Source organism: Rhodopila sp. (genome assembly GCF_965277165.1).
GTDB lineage: Bacteria > Pseudomonadota > Alphaproteobacteria > Acetobacterales > Acetobacteraceae > Rhodopila.
Map to the genome: position 1 here is coordinate 2,398,670 of NZ_CBDICE010000006.1, position 16,120 is coordinate 2,414,789.

Here is a 16,120-nt window from a genome sequence, read left to right on the forward strand (position 1 = left end):
ACGCGCCCCAAGTCTGGCACGCGCCCCAAGTCTGGCACGCGCCCCAAGTCTGGCACGCGCCCCAAGTCTGGCACGCGCCCTTTGATTCTGGCAGGCACGACGACGGATCGCAATCACGTCCCTGCAAAGCTCAGCCGAAGCCGAAATCCAACCACTGCAGCAGGTCCACGACGGGTGTCGGATAGGCCATCATCACGCTCAGCAATTCGGCCAGCAGCAGACCGGCAAGCAGGCCGAGGCCGAACGGTACCCAGCCCCACGCGGTTCGATGCGCTGTCATCCGTATTCAGACCATTGCAGCCCGTAATACATCGCGAACAGCACGACCAGCGACGCAACGTAGAAGCCGGCGACGCCAGCGGCATTGACGATCGGCCGGCGCTGGATCAATCCCAGCAGCCGGGGCAACGGCGATGCGCCGCGCAGGCAAACCACCGCCAGAATACCGATGATCGGGATGTGGCCGACCGCATCCAGATGGCCAAACTCGGGAATCGCGGCAATGAAAATGGACGCGTAGGCAGCCGCGCCGAAGCGCACCAGCCCCCTTCCGGTCATCAGGTAGAACGCCAGGGTGAATTCGACGAAGCCGGCGACCACCACGACAAAGCCCCATGGAAATCCGAACGCCAGGTCAGGGTGCTCGGCGACCACGAACAGGGTCCATTCCGGATAGACGAATTTTTCGATCGCCGTCCACATCAGGCTGAATGCCAGGCTGCCCGACAGCAGCGGCACGCGCATTCGAAGGCTGTTCTGGGTTCCGATCGATGTTTGCGCGAGGTAGGCCACAATGCCGAGAAAGAACACATAGTCGGTCATGTGAAAGATGCCGAACTGATCGATCCCGAAACCATAGAGGATGCCGATTCCGACGGCGCCAAGGATGCAGGTGCGACGCCACGCCACCGACAGCGCAATAGCGAACTGCAAGACACCCATCCAGCCAACGCTGGCCATCAGTTCGGGCGTCAGGATAGCGTTCCCGCGCTCCCACAACACCACGGCGCCTTTGTCCCACAGCAGCAGAAAGAACGCACCCACAGCGAGCCGCAGCAGCTTCTCCTCGGTCTCGACATGCAGTCGGCCGCTGGAGGCGAGCCGAGGCCACCGCTGCGCCACCGCACCATCCAGCACGAAGCCGGCAAACACCAGCAGCAGAAAGCTGCAGAAGACCGAAACGTAGATCGGCGTCAGCACCTTGCTCAGCGCGATCGGCGGCATGCTGACATCGGCGATCGAGCAGAACCACTTTACGTGCGCGCTGACCGATACCGGGGTCAGCGCCGCTGCGGCCGCAAGGATGCACACTTGCCGAGACTTCTGTCGCGGAAAGCAAAGCCCAGCTTCGGAGGTCATCTGAAATCAGGGCCCCGCCAAGTTGCTTATGGGGGGATACGCTGGGTGCCGGAAAACAGATTTGCGGGACCCGACGTTTTCGCGGTCAGGTCGCGCTCTGCGCGATCGCGACGTGGCGACGCCGCGGCTGGAAGTGCGTTGTCGGTCAGGCACTTCTGGCCGGATGTGCGGGCGGCTCGCGACGTTGGCGTTAACACTAAGACACTAAGACACGAAGTTCATCGCCGTATCGAAGAAATCAGTCTGACTACAAAACGGGAATTCTCATCCCCTCGCCATGATGACCATACCCGAACCACTAGCGCGCGATCGCTTTTGGCGGCATCGCCAAAAGCGTGAATCGCCCGCTGGTCAACCAGACGCGACAATGCCCCCAGTGTCCTGCCCCAGAAGTTCGCCGCACTCCGCGGCGGACGCATGGGATCGGCAGGCCACTGAAAACAAAGAGCCAGTATCGCGAGGCTGATGTTCGCCCGATATCGCGAACTTCGGACACGGGACACTAGACCCCGATCGCCGCCTTCACCTTCGCCGCAGTCAACGGAACATCGCGCAACCTCACTCCCGTTGCATCGCGCACCGCGTTGGCGATGGCGGCGGCTGTCGGGCCCTGTCCCGCTTCGCCGGTGCCCAGGAAAGGTCGCCCCGGTTGCGGAACGACATACACCGACACCGACTCCGGCAGCGCCGGAAACCGCATGATCGGATAGCCGCTCCAGTCGGTACTCAGGATGCGCTGGCGATCGAAATGCACCTGCTCATACAGCGTCCAGCTCGCCGCCTGGACGATGGCACCCTCGATCTGATTGCGGATACCGTCGGGGTTGATCGGCTGGCCGCTGTCCACCGCGGCGACCACCCGGCCGAGCCGGAGCTGACCGGTTTCGTGCTCGACGCGCAGCGCCAGCGCGATGGCGCAATAGGCGCCCAGGTTCTTGTAGCGAGCGAATGCGAACCCCCTGCCCTCAGCCCCCCTGGCCTCGCCCCCGTTGCCCTCACCCGGCCTGGTTCCGACCCAGCCAAACCGCTGCGCCGCCAAATCGATAACCGCCTTGGCGCGCTCGTCCTGCAGGTGGCGCAGGCGAAATGCCACCGGATCGGCCCTCGCCGCGGCGGCTAATTCGTCCATGAAACTTTCGATCGCGAACACGTTCAGATAGGCACCCAGCGAACGCAGCGCCGATACCCGCAGCGGCATTTCAGGGATGAAATGCGATACCACGGTGGCGTTCGGGAAGTGATACAGCGGGTTGCTGTTGCGGTCTCCGCCACCCTCCGGCATCGGGATCGGCGCCGGCGGCGGCACCGCCAGCGGATCGGGCAACGCGGCGTTCTGCAGCATCAGACCGCCGACATTGGGCCGCCGGTTATGGGTGTTGCTCCAGACCCCGTAGTTCCAGTCCACGATGTTGCCCTCGGCATCCAGCGAGCCCTCGACCTCGGCGATCATCGCGGCGCCATAGGGTTCGTTGCCGTGCTCCTGCTCGCGCATCCATTGCACCCGGATCGGCATCCCGGGCATCGCGCGCGCGATCAGCGCGGCGTCGCCGGCGGCATCGTCGGCGCCGTTATGCCCATAGCAGCCCGCCGCCTCGACATGGATGCAACGAATCTGCTCGGGCGGCATACGCAAAAGCCCAGCCAACGCCGAGCGCAACGGAAACACGCCCTGCGAATGGGTCCACACCGTCATCTTGCCGTCGATCAGTTGCGCCACCGCGCAGGATGGACCGATTGCGCCATGCATCAGGTATGGACGACTGTAGCGCGCCCGCAGCCGGCGCACCGGTGGCGCGGCCGCCGCCTGCCACGTCAGCACCGGAATATCGCGCGCCGGCAGCGCCCGGATCGTGTCCAGAATCGTCGCCTCATCCGGCAGCGTGGCGGTCTGCCGCCATCTCGCCGCCGCCGCCAGGGCACGCATCGCTTTGATCGCCTGCCATTCTTTCCGTGCGACCACCGCCAGGTAGCTGGCCTCGCGCACCAGCCTGATCACCCCGGGCATACGCTCAACCGGCCCAGTGTCGAAATCCAGCAGCACGGCATCGACACTGGGCTGCCGGATCACGCGAGCATGCAGCATTCCAGGCAGCCGAAGGTCCTGCACATACGACGCGCCACCGGTCAGTTTCGCCGGAATATCGATCCGCGGCATCGGGGTGCCGATCAGCCGATACGATGCCGGATCCCGCAGCGGACTGTCCGGCTGGGCCTCGACGTGCAGGTCCAGCTTCGCCGCCAGCGCTCCATACCCCAGGCTGCGACCGTCCGCCGCCCGGACCATTCCATCCGATGTCGAAACATCATCCGAACCCACACCGAACGCGGTCGCGGCGGCGTTCGTCAGCAAACCCCGAACCTGCGCGGCGGCATTCATGATCGCGGTGCCGCTGTCCTGCATCGAATGACTGCCCGCGGTGAAACCCTCATTCGCGGTGCGGGCGGTATCGGCGGTCACCAGTTCGATCCGCCCGATCGCGACATCGAGTTGTTCCGCGGCCACCTGCAACAACGCCGTCGTCAACCCCTGACCAAGCTCGGCCTTGCCGGTGAACACAGTGATCCGACCGTCAGCAGCAACGCGTATCCAGGCGTCAAGCACCGGGGTCTGCTTCAAACTGCCCGGCCGCGCCCGCGGTTCCGCGGCCAGCGAGAACGACACCATCAGGCCCCCGCCGCCGGCCAGTAGCGCGCGACGCCCCAGCACCGCGTTCATGGCTTCACCATCCGCGCCGACCGCATCGCCACGGCGGCTCGGCGCACCGCCGCCAGGATGCGCATATGGGTGCCGCAGCGGCACAGATTGACCGCCATGTGCTGCCGGATCTCCTGCTCGGACGGATGCGGGTTGCGCTCCAGCAAGGCCTCCGCCCGCATTACCATCCCGGCGATGCAATAGCCGCACTGCGCCGCCTGCTCGTCGAGGAAGGCGTGCTGCACCGCGTTCATGCCAAGCCCTTCAACGGTGCGAACATTCCGGCCAGGCAATATGGCCACCGGCGTCAGGCAGGAAAACACCGCCTGTCCGTCCAGCATCACCGTGCAGGCACCGCACTGCCCCAGGCCACAGCCGAACTTGGCACCGTTCAGGCCAAGTTCGTCACGCAGCACATAGAGCAACGGTGTATCCGGTTCCGCATCGACATCGTGGTCGCGTCCGTTGATGCTCAGCCGGATCATGATGCCCCTCGCGCCTTGGCTACCTCGGCCGCCACGTCGCTCCACGCCGGCTTGCCGCTGAACGTTGCTCGCAGATAGCTCGCCAGTTGCGCCACCTGAGCGTCGGTCAGCGCGGCACCGAATGACGGCATATAGGGAGCTGGTCTGGTTTCGCGCCAGGGGATGCCGCGCAGGATGATCTGGATCGCGCCGCGCGGTGTCGGCGCATTGACCGCGCTGCTCAACGCCAGTGATGGCGCGCCGTCGCGGGTCATCGGCGCGTCGGCTCCGTGGCAGCCGCCGCAAGCGCCTTCAAACATCGCCCGCGCCCCCGGATCGGCGCTTCCCGCGGCTTGCGCGGGCGCCGACCGCGGTTCGGCGGTTCGCGGCATCAGCGACGCCAGGTAGATCGCCATGGCGCGCACGTCAGCCTCGGGAACCTTGCCGAGTTGGTCGGTCACCGCCGTCATCGGCCCGCCTGCGGCACCATGATCGGCGTCGAAGCCGGTGCGCAGGTAGCCGGCCAGCGCCGCCACGGTCCATTTCTGGCGTGCGGCGGACGCGCCCCGCAGCGGCGGTGCATACCAGTCCTCGGCATCTCCACCGGCCAGGGTTCGCCCCACTTCCTCGGCGCCAAGCGCGTTGTGCGGCGTGTGGCAGGCACCGCAATGGCCGATCGCCTCGACCAGATAGTTGCCCCGGTTCCAGACCGCATCGTGACCCGGATCGGGATGCCACGGCCCGAGCTTCAAATACAGCAGATTCCACGCCGTTAGCACCACGCGCTGATCGATCGGGAACGGCAGGTCGTTCGGCGGCGCCGCGGCGTGGATCGGCGCGCGCGTCATCAGGAAGGCATACATCGCCCCGATGTCTTCGTCGCTGGCTCGGGTAAAATGCGGATAAGGCAGCACCGGATAAAGGTGGCGCCCATCACGGCCGATGCCATCACGCATGGCGCGCTGGAACGCCGCCAGCGACCAGCGCCCAATGCCGGTCGCCGGATCGGGGGTGATGTTGGTGGAATGAATGGACCCGAATGGCGTTGGTATCGCCCGCCCGCCGGCATACGGCTGACCGTCGGGAGTAGTGTGACACACCGCGCAGTCCCCGATCGCGGCCAGCTCAGCGCCACGCGCGACCTGCGCGGGCGTAAACCGCGCATGGCGCTGAACCGGCGCGATGGCCGGATGCCAAACTGCCGCGCAACCGCCAGCGATCAGTAGCGCCGCGACAACCGCGGCGATCGGTGCCACGCGCAAAACCATCCCCGGATTGCTGGTAAAACCACGATACCAGCACCCGCCGCCGCGGCGAAGTCAACCCGCGGGGCTTGACCGGTATCGGCCCGCGGTGGCCACTACCCAGTGCCCGGCAGGAGAACGAGACGATGACCGATGCCTACGCCCGCTACACCCGGCTGCGGTTCGACCGGCCGCACCCGAAGGTGTTGCGCATCACCATGGACAACGGCCGGATGAACACCGCCGATGACGTCATGCACGCCGAACTGGCCGATATCTGGCGCGATGTCGATCGCGATCCGACGGTCAACGCGGTGGTGATCACCGGCGCCGGCAAGGTGTTCTCCGCCGGCGGCGACTTCGCCATGGTGCAGCAGGCGATCGACGGCTTCGACGCCCGCACCCGGCAGTGGAAGGAAGCGCGCGAGATCGTCTACAACGTGATCAACTGCAACAAGCCCGTGGTCAGCGCGATGCGCGGCGTGGCGGTCGGCGCCGGACTGGTCTGCGGCATCCTGGCGGACGTTTCGATTGCCACCAAGGATTGCCGAATCATTGACGGCCACACCAGGCTGGGCGTCGCCGCCGGCGATCACGCGGCGATCATCTGGCCGCTGCTGTGTGGCCTGGCGAAAGCCAAATACTACCTGCTGCTGTGCGAGCAGGTGCTGGGCGCCGAAGCCGAACGGATCGGCCTGATCAGCCTGGCGGTCGAAGACGACGAACTGGATGCCAAGGCCATCGAGATCGCCACCCGCCTGGCCGAGGGCGCGCAGACCGCCATCCGGTTCACCAAGCACGCACTGAACAACTGGCTGCGCCAGGCCGGGCCGACCTTCGACGCCTCACTGGCACTGGAGTTCCTGTCATTCACCGGCCCCGAGGTGAACGAAGGCCTGGGATCGCATCAAGCCAAGCGCAAACCGGCATTCCCACCCGACTCGATGGTCTGAAAATCAATCCGCCGCGCTGCGCGCCTTGACCATGCGCAGCGGGTTATAGGTGATCGCCACGGCACCATCTTGTTTCTTGACAGTGTTGAAGGTGCGCACCAGCCCGCGGTTCGCTCGGCTGGCGCTGCGGCGGCTTTCGACGACCTCGCACTCGACGTGAATGGTATCGCCGGCAAAGGTCGGCCCGGCGACATTCAGTTCCATGTTCAGGAAGGCGAAGCCGGTGTGCTGCATCGTGGCATGGACCAGCAATCCCTCGGCGAACGCATATACCATCGCGCCCGGCACCACGCGGCGGGCGATGTCGCTTTCCTCGCGCAGGAATTCGGTGTTGGAAAACAGCACCTCGGTCATCCCGGTCACGCCGATGAAATTGACCAGGTCGGCCTCGGTCAGGGTGCGCCCGATGGTGCGGAATTTGCGCCCCAGCGGCAGGTCCTCGAAGCACAGGCCAAGGCCCAGCAATTGGTATTCGTCGGTTTCCGCCATCAGGGGTCCTCCGTTCTGTTGTCAGGACATCGTCAGGCCGCCCGAGACACTCAGCGTCTGCCCGGTGATGAAGGCGGCATCGTCGGATAGCAGGAAGGCGATGGTTCCCGGATAGTCGTCCGGCTGCCCGATCCGCTTCAGCGGCACCGCTCGGGCCATCGCCGCGCCGACCTTGGCACCGTCCGGGGTGGCGGACTTGAACTCCTCGAACAACGGCGTGTCGGTCGGGCCGGGGCAGACCACGTTCAGCGTGATACCGTGCCTGGCCATCTCGCGCGCCATCGTCTTGGTGAAAGCGATGATGCCGCCCTTGCAGGCGGAATACACCGCCTCCCCCGACGACCCGACCCGCCCGGCGTCGGAGGCGACATTGACCACGCGTCCAAAACCGCGCTGCACCATGCCCGCCAGCACGACATGGTGCAGATGCAGCGGTCCATACAGATTGATCCCGATGATGCGGTCCCACAGCGCCGTATCGGTATCCAGGAAGTTACTGAACCGTTCCCATCCGGCGACGTTGGCCAGCAAATCGATCGGCCCGACCTCGGTCTCGAAGCGGGCAACGGTGTTCTCGACGGCGCCACGATCGGTGATGTCGGTGGCCGCGAACCACGCCCCGTTCGGGCAGGCATCCACCGTCGCGCGGGCGCCGACTTGGTCGATATCCAGGATGCCGACGCGGCAGCCCTGCCGGGCAAGCCGGATCGCCGTCGCCCGGCCGATGCCGCTGGCGCCCCCGGTCAGCAATACCGTGCGCCCCGTCAGTCCCTGCATCGGCGTTCCCCCTGGTTGCCTGTCGGTCAGGATATCGCATGATCGTCCCCGCCGCGACCCGCGCACCGGGCCCGAACGAGAGCCATGGACCACGATGACCGTCGATCCGATAACCATCCCGGTCACCGCTGGCCAGACCGTCTCGGGACTCTGGCAGACCCCCAACCAGCCAACCGCCTGCCTGGTGCTGGCGCATGGTGCCGGCGCCGGAATGACCCACCCCTTCATGGCTGCGGTGGCCGATGGGCTGCAGGCGCGCGCCATCGCCACCCTGCGGTTTCAGTTCCCTACATGGAGAACGGCTCGAAGCGACCCGACCGCCCGGCACTGGCCCATGCGACGGTTCGCGCGGCGGTGGCCGCGGCGATCCGGCTCGCCCCCGGTCTCGCACTGTTCGCCGGCGGCAAGTCGTTCGGCGCCCGCATGACCTCGCAGGCCGACGCCGAAGCCCCTTTGGCCCAGGTGCGCGGCCAGGTGCGCGGGCTCATCTTCCTCGGCTTTCCGCTGCATCCGGCCGGCAAACCGGCGGACGATCGAGCCAAGCATCTGGCCCAGGTAGCAGTCCCTATGCTGTTCCTGCAGGGCACCCGGGACGCGCTGGCCAACCCGGCGTTGCTTGCGCGAACGCTCGAACCGCTGGCACCAGCCGCGACGCTGAGGCTGTTCGACCACGCCGATCACTCGTTTCACGTCCCCAAACGATCAGGGCGGACGGACACCGAGCTCCTGCACGCCGTCCTGGATACCGCGGTCTCCTGGATGGCGGCGCGGCGGGACTGAGGATGACTGTCCGCGGCGGCCAGTTGCCGTCACGCCGCGCGATCGCAATCTCTGCCGGATGGTATCGCTGCTCAAAGCCGGCCTTGCACTGTTTGCCCTGATTTACCTCCTGCCGCTCGGCATCGCGGCGCTGCGCTACCGGGCCCGCGGAACCGGCCGCCTCTGGCGTTCGGCGGACCGGTCCAGCATCGGTGCGCTGCCGCCGCCGGGGCGGCACACGGCGGCGTTGGTGCGTGTCTTCTCGGCCCGCACGGTGCGTTGGCGCGGTATCATGGCATCGCACAGCTGGATCGTTTTCAAGGCCCACGGTGCGTCGTCCTATCGCCGCTACGACTACACCGCCTGGGGTGAACGACCGATCCGGGTCAACGGTTTCGAGCCCGATGGGCGATGGTTCGGCCAGGTGCCTCAGGTGGTCTTGGCCGCCGCCGGCGACGCCGCCACCGCGCTGCTGGCGAAAATCGAGGCGGCGATCGCCGGCTATGCCTGGCGCAACCCCGGCGACTACCGCGCCTGGCCGGGGCCGAATTCAAACACCTTCGTCGCCGCGATCCTGGATGCGGTGCCCGAGATGCGCATCAGCCTGCCGCCAACCGCGATCGGCAAGGACTACCCCTACGACGGACAGTGGCTGCGCCGGACGCGATCCGGTCCCGGGCTGCGGCTGACCCTGGGCGGCTATGCCGGGGTCACACTGGGCTGGGTGGAGGGGTTCGAGGTCAACATCCTGGGCGCGGTCGCCGGTCTCGATATCCGTCGCCCGGCGGTCAAACTTCCCGGTCTCGGCCGGTTCGGCGTCGGTCAGGACGGTAGCAGTTGACCACCCCCGCTAACCGCGTCGGGCCGCGCCTCGCTGCGGGCCACATCCACTTCGTCGTTGAACGGCACCGACTTGTCGCCGGGGTTTTGCGCCATTTCCGCGACAGTGAATTCCACCGCCGCGACGATATGCGCCAGGTTCACCGTTGCCACCGACGCGCCCTGAATCGGCGAGCCCAGAAAATGCTTCGATCGCCAGGCCAGATCGACGCCCTCCGGCACCCCGGCGTCATCGAGCAGCACATCCAGCAACACCAGCCCCTCCGAGGATTGATGCGCTGCGGCGATCGAGCTCAACCGCAGCACGTCCCCGGTCGTCAACAGCAGTCCGAACGCGCCGCGAAGTCCGACCATGCGGCGTCCGAGCCAGGCCGGCAGCATGCCCGACACTGTTTCGGGGTCGGTGATCCGCGTCCATGTCACCATGCGTTCCTCCCGGTTGGTTTTGGATGCGGCCTGAGCAAGATCGCGCTGGGGCGTCGCTCCGTCTGATTCAAACCGCTTCGTCCAGGTCCTCGCCCCACATCTTCTCCAGCGCATACATCGTCCGCGACTCGGGCTTAAACAAATGTATCACGATGTCGCCAGCATCGATCAGCACCCAGTCCGATCCGCCGGCGCCCTCGACCTGCACCCGGGCCAGCCCGGCGTCCTTCAGCTTTTCGCTCAGATGCTGCGCCATCGCGCTGATCTGGCGGTCCGCCAGGCCCGAGGCGATCACCATCCGGTCGCAGAACATCGCCTTTCCCGTCAGGTCCATGGTGACCACGTTTTCCGCCTTGTCGTCGTCCAGGCTGCCGACGATCACCGCCTGCAGCCGGTCCAGCACCGAAGGCTCCGCCGCGACCTTGGCGGCCCGGGCGCCGGACTGCTTCGGGCCGGCCGCGATCGTCTTCTTGCGCGGGCCGCCCGGCACCACCCCGGCCTCCGGCAGCTTCGGCTTGACCGCGATCTTGCGCGGCGCCGGCTTATGCCGAGCCGGAGAGAAAGAAATCTTCGGCGTCTTGGTTATAGCACATGTCCTTCAGCGGCTTGTCTGATCGCGGTAGCCGAAACGGCGGTCTGTCGACCAGGCAGGAACACCCACCCAGGCGCCATACCCGGCAGCAGCGCGGCTTGCCTCGCAGGCCGGCGATCCGCCCGTAGCCGATGCGCCGCCTGTCCCGCAAGCGCTCGGCGTGAATGATTGGGCCGGGGCAGCACCACGAATCCCAGCCGCTGCACGATATCGCCCCATCGGCGCCAGCGCGGCAACTGCTCCAGAATGTCCGCCCCCATGATCCAGACAAACTTCACCGCGGGAAAGCGCCGAAGCAACGACCGCATGGTATCGACGGTATAGCGCGTCCGCAACGCCGCCTCGATCCCGCTCGCCACCACCCGCCGACCGTCCGCGATCCGCGCCGCACCGGCCAGGCGATCCACCAGCGGAGCCATCCCGTTCGCCGATTTTAACGGATTGCCGGGCGATACCAGTAGCCAGACCTGATCCAGCCGCAGCCGGCGCATCGCCAGTTCCGCCACCAGGCGATGGCCCTCGTGCGCGGGATTGAACGACCCGCCCAGCAGTCCGACGCGCATCCGCCGCCGGTCGCCGAATTTCGGAATTGGATCAGACCGTGCCGCCACCAGCCCGCCGCGCTCCGCGCCCACGCCGGGCTCCAGGCAAACCCAGTGTCCCAAGCCCCGGTCTCCCAAGCCCCAGTGTCCCAAGCCCCAGTCTCCCGAGCCCCAGCTTCCCAAGCCCCGGTCTCCCGAGCCCCAGCTTCCCAAGCCGGGCCATCATCAGCCCCCGGTCGCCCGTTCCACGCCCTTGATCGTCTTCAGCCCGCGCAGCCCGACGATCACCTTTGACAAATGCGCGATATCGCGCACATCGACGTCAACCAGGACCTCCATGAAGTCCTGCTGACGGTTGACGATCTTCAGGTTGGCGATCGCGCCTTCCTGCTTGGCGACCGCATTCGAGATGTCGGCCAGCGCGCCATGCTCATTGGCCGCAATCGCGCTGATCCGGGCAGTGTGGCCACACCCCTTCGCCACGCCCGACTTGCCCATTGCCTCCTTTCCCACCGCCTCATAGTTCCACTCGATATCGATGAACCGTTCGGGAGTCGCGGCGAACGCTGTCAATGTCTGGCATTCCCTCCCATGGATTGTGACGCCTTTGCCTGTGGTGACGATGCCGACGATGTCGTCGCCCGGCACCGGATGGCAGCAACCGGCGAAGCTGTAGGCCATTCCCGGAACCAGTCCGGTCACCGGCATATCGACGTCATGGCGCGCCGGCAGCTTGCCCCGCGGCAGCATCGGCGGCATCATCCTCGGCCCACGCGTCGCCTGGCGCAGATCCGGATAGGCGCTGTGCACGACGTCCTTGGCGACCAGGTTGCCGTTGCCCACCGCGATATACAGATCGTCGAACGTCGCCAGCTTCAGCGTCTTCAGCGCCGGCTCCAGCGCCTTCTCCGATCCATCCACGCCGGCTTGCCGAAACGCCTTGGTCAGCTCCACCCGCCCCGAATCACGGCTTAGCTGGCGCTGCTCCTGATGGATGAAGCGCCGAATCCGAGCCCGCGCCTTGCCGGTAACCACAAAGCGGTCCCACTGCGGCGACGGCGTTCCGCCTCGGGCGGTCATGATCTCCACCTGGTCGCCGTTCTCCAGATGGTGCCGCAACGGCATCAGCCGGCCGTTGACCTTGGCGCCGACGCAGGTGTCGCCGACCTGACTGTGCACGGAATAGGCAAAATCGACCGGAGTCGCCCCGCGCGGCAACTGGATCAACTGCCCTTTCGGCGTGAAGCAGAACACCTGGTCGGCATACAGTTCCAGCTTGGTGTTCTCCAGGAACTCATCCGGCGCCATCGAATCATCCAGGATTTCCAGCAGGTCCTGCACCCAGCGGAAGCGCTGCAGGTCAGTGCCGTCAACCTGCTTGTCCGGTGCCTTGTAAACCCAGTGCGAGGCGACGCCGTTTTCCGCCACGTCATTCATCTCGGCGGTGCGGATCTGCACCTCGATCTTCTGGTTGCGCGGCTCGCGCAGCGTCACTCCGGTGTGCAGCGACTGATAGCCGTTCGATTTCGGCGTCGATATGTAATCCTTGAACCGCCCGGCGATCACCGGATAGGCCGAGTGCACCGCTCCCAGCGCGCCGTAACAATCGCCCTTGGTCCGCACCACGATACGGAACGCCATGATGTCGGAAAGCTGCTCGAACGCCACGTTCCGGCGATGCATCTTCTCCCAGATCGAGAACGGCGACTTCTCGCGCCCCATGATCTCGATCGGCTCCACCCCGGCGTCCCGACAGACCTGGATCAGTTCGCGCCGCACATCGTCGATCACGTCCGCCCCCTGCCCGCGCAGGAAGTTCAGCCGGGCCTGAATGGTGCCGTAGGCTTCCGGCTCCAACTGAGTGAACGCCTGCGTCTGCAACTCGGTCTTCACCGTGTCCATGCCGATGCGCTCGGCCAGCGGGGCATAGATCTCCATCGTCTCCCGCGCGATCCGCTTGCGCCGTTCCGGATCACGCACGAAATGCAATGTCCGCATGTTGTGCAGCCGGTCCGCCAGCTTGACCAGCAACACCCTGATGTCGCGGCTCATCGCCAGCACCAGCTTGCGGAAGTTTTCCGCTTGCTTCGTCCGGTCCGACTGCAGCTCCAGCCGGGTCAGCTTGGTCACCCCATCGACCAGCCCGGCGATCTCCTTGCCGAACCGCCGCTCGATCTCGGTCAGGCTGACCGAGGTGTCCTCGACCACGTCATGCAGCAGCGCCGTCGCGATCGACGCCACATCCAGCCGGTAGCCGGCAAGGATATCGGCGACCGCCACCGGATGGGAGAAATACGGATCGCCGTTCTCGCGACGCTGCGAGATGTGGGCCTGCTCGGCCAGAACATAGGCCGCGTCGATCAGGCTGGTGTCAGCCTTGGGATCATACTCCAGGATCTTGCCGGTCAGCGCGCATTGCGCCAGAGCCGCCGGTCCGGGCAGCGTCGCCAGTTCGACAAAATCTGCGGTTGCCACCTTCGGGCCGGCACGGCGTGGCAAATCCAGGCCAGCGGGGGCCGGCGCGGACCTATTCATGTCACCGCCGAAGCCCCCGTCCTTCATTCCAGGTTTACCGCGCGGCTCGGCCGCCGAGTTCCGCCTCGATGGCCGCTTCCAGATCTTCCGATGACAGGTCCTCGCCAGCGGCGGCCGGCAGCGTGGAGGATTCCTCGTCGGCCGCCACGTCCTGCAACCCGAAGATGTTCTGGTCCGTCGGGATCAGGTCCAGCACTTCCTCGTCCGCCGGCTCCGGTTCGGGCGAGCGAGACAGCGACTTGATCAAGTCCTGCTCGATGCGCGGCAGCTCGATCGTCTCATCGGCGATCTCGCGGAGCGCGACGACAGGATTCTTGTCGTTGTCACGCCCGACAGTGAGTTCCTCGCCGCGGCTGATGTTGCGAGCCCGCTGCGCCGCCAGCAAAACAAGCTCGAAGCGATTCGGCACTCTCTGTACGCAGTCTTCAACGGTGACGCGCGCCATGCGCTCAGCCTCCGGGATGCAATGACGGTGAAGGTTCCATCTAAGCGATCGGCGGCGGATTTGCAAGCACTTAAGCCTGATGCGGCGACCAGGGCGGTCAGCGTCCCGGGCAAACGGGGCGTCCAAACTTGACGAGTCCGCGAGAGCGCGTCACGCCGAGGTTAGTCCGCCTAGCGGGCGTCGTTCCCGCGCCGCCACAAGGCGTTGATGCGGCGCATTGATGCGGCTCTGGGCGGATTCCGGGCAGACTCATCGCGTCGACAGCAGCCGCGGCAATCGGATGAGTTTGTAAGCCGCCGCCGTCATGCCGCCGCCCAGCCACTCCGGCCCTTGCAGATACCATGCTCAAGCCAACACCGTGCGCCACGATCCCCCATCGCAGCACCCACCAGGCCCTCAACGCGGCGGCACCGCCGCCACACTGTCCAGCGCCGCCGGCACCACCGGTGGCGCGTGATCGAATCCCGAGGCCTGCAGACCCCCCGCGTCCTCGGTCCAGCCACCGCCAAGCGCGTCATACAGCGACACCACATCGTTGGTCAGAGTGACATCGGCCTGCACCAGTTGCTGCCGTGATCCGATCAGCGTGCGTTCGGCGTCCAGCACCTGGAGGAAATTCTGCAATCCATGAGTGTAAGCATCGCGCGCCAGATACAGCGCCGTTTCTCCGGAACGAACCGCCATCGCCAGCTTGTCCCGCTGCGCCCGGTCGGTGCGATAGCCGACCAGCGCATCCTCCACCTCGCGCAGCGCGTTCAGCACCGTGCCGCGATAATTCAGCACCGCCCCCGCCTGCTGTGCCCTGGCCAGCCGCAACGCCGAGGTCAGCCGTCCGCCCTGGAAGATCGGCAACGAAACGCTGGGACCGAACGAGTAGAACGCGCTGGCCCAGTTCGTCAGATAGCTGGCATCCAGCGCCCGCAGCCCGAAATTCCCGGTCAAGGAAATGTCGGGATAGAAGCTCGCCACCGCAATCCCGACATTGGCCGTCGCGGCGTGCAGGTTGGCCTCCGCCTCGCGCACGTCGGGACGCCGCCGCGCCAGCGTCGACGGCACACCGATCCCGATCACCGCCGGCACCACCGGCAACGGCGCCGACGAACCCAGCAGCGCATCCAGCGCACCCGGAGGTTGCCCGGTCAGCACGCTCAGCCGGTTCATCGCCTGTTCGGATTGTTTCTCGTAGCCCGGCAACTGCGATTCGGTATCGGCCAACTGAGTGCGCGCCTGCTCGACGTCCAGATCGGTCGCCAGGCCGCGGACCTGCTGCTGCTGCGTCAGGGTCAGCGCGGCCTGCGCGGTGCGGACGTTCTCCTGCTGCGTGCGGGTCAGCATCTGGCCGCCGCGAAGCTGCACGTAGGCCTGTGCAACCTGCCCCTCCAGCATCACCAGCGCGTCGTTGGTGGCCTCGATCTGTTCCTGGGTCTGCGCCCCGGCCTGCTCCTCGGACCGCCGCACCCGGCCGAACAGATCCAGCTCCCATGACGAGCTCAGACCATAGGAAAACAGATCGACCGGCTGGCTGATCTGGTTCAGTGCGCCGCGACCGGCACTGCTTAACCGGCTGCCCAATCCGGGACTGAACTGATTGACCGCTGAACTGTCGGCCAAGGCATTCAACTGCCCAACGGCGCCCTTCGAGAGCAATATGCCACGCGCGCCAAGTTGCTCGCGTGTGTAGCTGCCATTGCCGCTGATGGTGGGAAGGCCGGCGGCGCGGGCCGACACCTCGTTCTGCTGCGCTTCGACGACGCGAAGCACCGCCTGCTGCAGGTCCAGGTTGCCGGCGATCGCCCGCTGCATCAATTGCGTTAGCACCGGATCGCCGAAGCCGTTCCACCAGCGCGGATCGGGATTGCTCTGCTGGCTGACCGTCTTGCTGGTGCGAACCGATTTGTCGTGGAAGCTGGCGACGTCAGGTGGTTTCGGTGGCGTATAGTTCGGCCCGACCGAACAGGCGGCCAGGCAAGCCAACAGCGCGCAGGGCAAAAAGCGCATCG

Annotated in this window: 15 protein-coding genes and 1 pseudogene; 3 read left to right on the forward strand and 13 right to left on the reverse strand. The window is 66.2% G+C overall.

The features are described 5' to 3' along the window. Positions 1 to 130: 130 nt before the first annotated feature. From ACQY4Y_RS23255 to ACQY4Y_RS23275, 5 genes are all read right to left on the reverse strand, one after another. A complete protein-coding gene (locus tag ACQY4Y_RS23255) occupies positions 131 to 280 on the reverse strand; it encodes a hypothetical protein (RefSeq protein WP_428492949.1) in 150 nt (49 codons plus the stop codon). Then, positions 277 to 1,311, reverse strand: a complete 1,035-nt coding sequence (locus tag ACQY4Y_RS23260) for a hypothetical protein (protein ID WP_428492950.1) — start codon at positions 1,309 to 1,311, stop codon at positions 277 to 279. Before ACQY4Y_RS23260 ends, ACQY4Y_RS23255 begins: the two co-directional genes overlap by 4 nt. 550 nt (positions 1,312 to 1,861) lie before the next feature. Further along, positions 1,862 to 4,075, reverse strand: a complete 2,214-nt coding sequence (locus ACQY4Y_RS23265; RefSeq protein ID WP_428492951.1) for a molybdopterin cofactor-binding domain-containing protein — start codon at positions 4,073 to 4,075, stop codon at positions 1,862 to 1,864. Continuing rightward, a complete protein-coding gene (locus ACQY4Y_RS23270; RefSeq protein ID WP_428492952.1) occupies positions 4,072 to 4,539 on the reverse strand; it encodes a (2Fe-2S)-binding protein in 468 nt (155 codons plus the stop codon). Before ACQY4Y_RS23270 ends, ACQY4Y_RS23265 begins: the two co-directional genes overlap by 4 nt. Further along, positions 4,536 to 5,774, reverse strand: a complete 1,239-nt coding sequence (locus ACQY4Y_RS23275) for a cytochrome c (RefSeq protein WP_428492953.1) — start codon at positions 5,772 to 5,774, stop codon at positions 4,536 to 4,538. The genes ACQY4Y_RS23270 and ACQY4Y_RS23275 overlap by 4 nt, the downstream gene beginning before the upstream one ends. 134 nt (positions 5,775 to 5,908) lie before the next feature. Between ACQY4Y_RS23275 and ACQY4Y_RS23280 the strand changes: the two genes are divergently transcribed. Beyond that, complete coding sequence (locus tag ACQY4Y_RS23280) at positions 5,909 to 6,715, forward strand: enoyl-CoA hydratase/isomerase family protein (RefSeq protein WP_428492954.1); 807 nt, start codon at positions 5,909 to 5,911, stop codon at positions 6,713 to 6,715. A 3-nt stretch (positions 6,716 to 6,718) separates the two neighbouring features. On the opposite strand, the gene ACQY4Y_RS23285 is transcribed toward ACQY4Y_RS23280, so the two are convergent. Then, complete coding sequence (locus tag ACQY4Y_RS23285; RefSeq protein ID WP_428492955.1) at positions 6,719 to 7,204, reverse strand: MaoC family dehydratase; 486 nt, start codon at positions 7,202 to 7,204, stop codon at positions 6,719 to 6,721. A 21-nt stretch (positions 7,205 to 7,225) separates the two neighbouring features. After that, entirely contained in the window at positions 7,226 to 7,981 is a 756-nt protein-coding gene (locus ACQY4Y_RS23290) for an SDR family oxidoreductase (protein WP_428492956.1), read from the reverse strand. Positions 7,982 to 8,207: 226 nt separating this feature from the next. Here ACQY4Y_RS23290 and ACQY4Y_RS23295 point away from each other — a divergent pair. Then, positions 8,208 to 8,761: pseudogene (locus ACQY4Y_RS23295) on the forward strand (alpha/beta family hydrolase). Between the two features lie 58 nt (positions 8,762 to 8,819). Continuing rightward, positions 8,820 to 9,581 (forward strand): DUF3750 domain-containing protein, encoded by a 762-nt coding sequence (locus tag ACQY4Y_RS23300; RefSeq protein WP_428492957.1) that lies wholly within the window; start codon positions 8,820 to 8,822, stop codon positions 9,579 to 9,581. Here the strand turns inward: ACQY4Y_RS23300 and ACQY4Y_RS23305 are convergent. From ACQY4Y_RS23305 to ACQY4Y_RS23330, 6 genes are all read right to left on the reverse strand, one after another. After that, positions 9,563 to 10,006, reverse strand: coding sequence for a hypothetical protein (locus ACQY4Y_RS23305; protein WP_428492958.1), 444 nt, complete (start codon positions 10,004 to 10,006; stop codon positions 9,563 to 9,565). The genes ACQY4Y_RS23300 and ACQY4Y_RS23305 overlap by 19 nt on opposite strands. Positions 10,007 to 10,073: 67 nt before the next feature. Continuing rightward, positions 10,074 to 10,496, reverse strand: coding sequence for a ribosome silencing factor (gene rsfS / locus ACQY4Y_RS23310; protein ID WP_428492959.1), 423 nt, complete (start codon positions 10,494 to 10,496; stop codon positions 10,074 to 10,076). Between the two features lie 92 nt (positions 10,497 to 10,588). Continuing rightward, complete coding sequence (locus tag ACQY4Y_RS23315; RefSeq protein ID WP_428493701.1) at positions 10,589 to 11,209, reverse strand: nicotinate-nucleotide adenylyltransferase; 621 nt, start codon at positions 11,207 to 11,209, stop codon at positions 10,589 to 10,591. A 156-nt stretch (positions 11,210 to 11,365) separates the two neighbouring features. Continuing rightward, positions 11,366 to 13,675 (reverse strand): RelA/SpoT family protein, encoded by a 2,310-nt coding sequence (locus ACQY4Y_RS23320; protein ID WP_428492960.1) that lies wholly within the window; start codon positions 13,673 to 13,675, stop codon positions 11,366 to 11,368. Positions 13,676 to 13,709: 34 nt separating this feature from the next. Next, positions 13,710 to 14,120, reverse strand: coding sequence for a DNA-directed RNA polymerase subunit omega (rpoZ, locus tag ACQY4Y_RS23325; protein WP_428492961.1), 411 nt, complete (start codon positions 14,118 to 14,120; stop codon positions 13,710 to 13,712). A 396-nt stretch (positions 14,121 to 14,516) separates the two neighbouring features. Continuing rightward, positions 14,517 to 16,118 carry an efflux transporter outer membrane subunit gene (locus ACQY4Y_RS23330; RefSeq protein ID WP_428492962.1) on the reverse strand — a complete coding sequence of 534 codons (1,602 nt, stop codon included), beginning with the start codon at positions 16,116 to 16,118 and terminating at the stop codon, positions 14,517 to 14,519. Positions 16,119 to 16,120: the final 2 nt, after the last annotated feature.